Origin of the sequence: Bacillus sp. SIMBA_008 (genome assembly GCF_046535495.1) — a bacterium.
GTDB classification, from domain to species: domain Bacteria; phylum Bacillota; class Bacilli; order Bacillales; family Bacillaceae; genus Bacillus; species Bacillus subtilis.
Genome location: NZ_JAWRWL010000608.1, coordinates 1 through 265, shown reverse-complemented (window position 1 = coordinate 265; position 265 = coordinate 1). Strand labels below are relative to the sequence as shown.

The 265-nt window shown below is 32.8% G+C and carries 1 protein-coding gene; it reads right to left on the bottom strand.

Annotated elements, in window-relative coordinates; all coding sequences use genetic code 11:
• Positions 1-71 precede the first annotated feature (71 nt).
• Positions 72-265: hypothetical protein (locus tag SB658_RS24620; RefSeq protein ID WP_486308217.1), on the bottom strand; the 194-nt coding region annotated here is incomplete at its 5' end.

Here is a 265-nt window from a genome sequence, read left to right as displayed (position 1 = left end):
ATCCAAGTGCTTCCTGGGATGCTTTATAGTATATAATTTAAGTATTGGTTAAATTGAAAACGCTAAAACTTTTATGTTTTAGCGTTTTTTTGTTCAGGATCATAAAGCATGGCGGTGCATAAACAGTTTTTCCTTTCTTTACTTTTTAATATTGAATAATTTACGCATGAATTACAACTCTGCCAAAACACTTCGTCTGAAGGTAACTCTGAAAACGTCACCGGTTCAAATCCCAATTCATGATTCATTTTCATAACTGCAAGAC